Annotated in this window: 1 protein-coding gene; it reads left to right on the top strand. The window is 47.4% G+C overall.

Annotated elements, in window-relative coordinates; genetic code table 11:
• The first annotated feature begins 608 nt into the window (after positions 1–608).
• On the top strand, positions 609–1070 hold the full coding sequence (locus F6J99_RS44940) for a DM13 domain-containing protein (protein ID WP_293123903.1): 462 nt from the start codon (positions 609–611) through the stop codon (positions 1068–1070).
• Positions 1071–1501: the final 431 nt, after the last annotated feature.

A 1501-nucleotide genomic window follows, 5' to 3' on the forward strand; every position in this document is an offset into this window, starting at 1 on the left:
TGACCGTGATCATAATGGCGCTTTTGGGATTTACCTAAAAGCTTTGAGGGATACCTCCTCGTCGATAACCGACGTGCTGTACACGGCTTCCGGGTTTTGCCAGGAATTGCCGGGTTAAATGTATCCGCACCTGTTGGTCACAAATCCGTGCTACCAGGTGGTGGGTTACCGCGCAATGCCCTTCCCCTAACCTACCCTAAAGTAGCTTAGGGCTGATATCATATCAGGATGATTACCCTTAATGAAAATCCCCCCCATCTCCCCATCTCCCCATCTCCCCATCTCCCCATCTCCCCATCTCCCCATCTCCGACACTTACCACACTTACCGCGCCCCCGCCCCTAGATGATGGGTATTCAACCGGACTTGATATGAGTGCTTCAGTTTTCTTGTCTAAATCTCATCTAACTTTCATTTATTCGTTAGGGTGATTTCAGAATGGTAGTTCATTCTAATAATTAAGCAACTAAAACAGCGATGCAGCGCGGTCTTGGGGAGGCAGTGCGGTCTTGGGGGTTCCCCCCATGAGCAACTGCCGTGGTTTCCCCCACTCGCGCTTTGCATCAAGAAATGATTCAATTCATTTTTGATTACTAGGAGGAAGTATTATGAAACGTCTAATTGTTGGTGGTTTATCCGTATTGTTAATGGCAGCAGCAACTCCGGCTGTGCAAGCAGAAACAACTGTTGTTAAACAAAACTCATTAAACAATGCTCTGGTCAGTCAACGAATAGCCTCTACTATCGCTACAGGAAGCTTTATCACCGTTGATAGAGGGCATCGCACTCAAGGAAATGCCAAGATTGTCAATGAAAATGGTAAACGCTATCTAGAATTTGATCAATCCTTTAAAACGGGTAGTGGCCCCGAAGTGAAGGTACTCCTGTATCGGAACAGCAGTGTACCTCGTAAAATTCGGCCACAAGACTATGTAACCCTCGCCCGACTCCAGAAATTCAGTGGTGCTCAACGCTATGCTATTCCTGACGACTTGAACCTTGATGAATTTGGCTCTGTAGCAATTTGGTGTCGTCGCTTTAACATCACCTTTGGTTACGCTTCCCTGTAAAAGGAGTAGGGAGTAGGGAGTCGGGAGTCGGGAGTCGGGAGTCGGGATGCAGGAAGTTGCGTAGTGGACTGGCACAGCTAAAATAGTGCAATAGATTTTTGGGTGAAAGCCTTGATAAATTTGCATCGTACCATTTTTATAATGCAACATTTAAGGCTTGCCACACCAGTAGGGTGCGTTAGGGAAGGGCTGGCAGTCATTTTCCGTCTCGTCGTCAGAGTTGGGACAGCCCGCTCGAAAATATATTGAAACTGGCAAGATGCCAGTTCCACGCAAGATGCCCATTCCACCCACCGGGTTAAAGGGAGCTAGTTACTCATCTCCCCATCTCCCCATCTCCCCATCTCCCCATATATCCTGGAAAAAGCAAGTGCTCAATTAAGGGCTGAGGGCAAAAAGCAAGACATGGGACGTATATTTATTTCAGCAGG

Source organism: Moorena sp. SIO4G3 (genome assembly GCF_010692305.1).
Classification (GTDB): Bacteria; Cyanobacteriota; Cyanobacteriia; order Cyanobacteriales; family Coleofasciculaceae; genus Moorena; species Moorena producens_A.

What these genes read in the sequence shown, in the direction of transcription:
- F6J99_RS44940 (WP_293123903.1), top strand. Translation starts at nt 609, where the DNA reads ATGAAACGTCTAATTGTTGGTGGTTTATCCGTATTGTTAATGGCAGCA.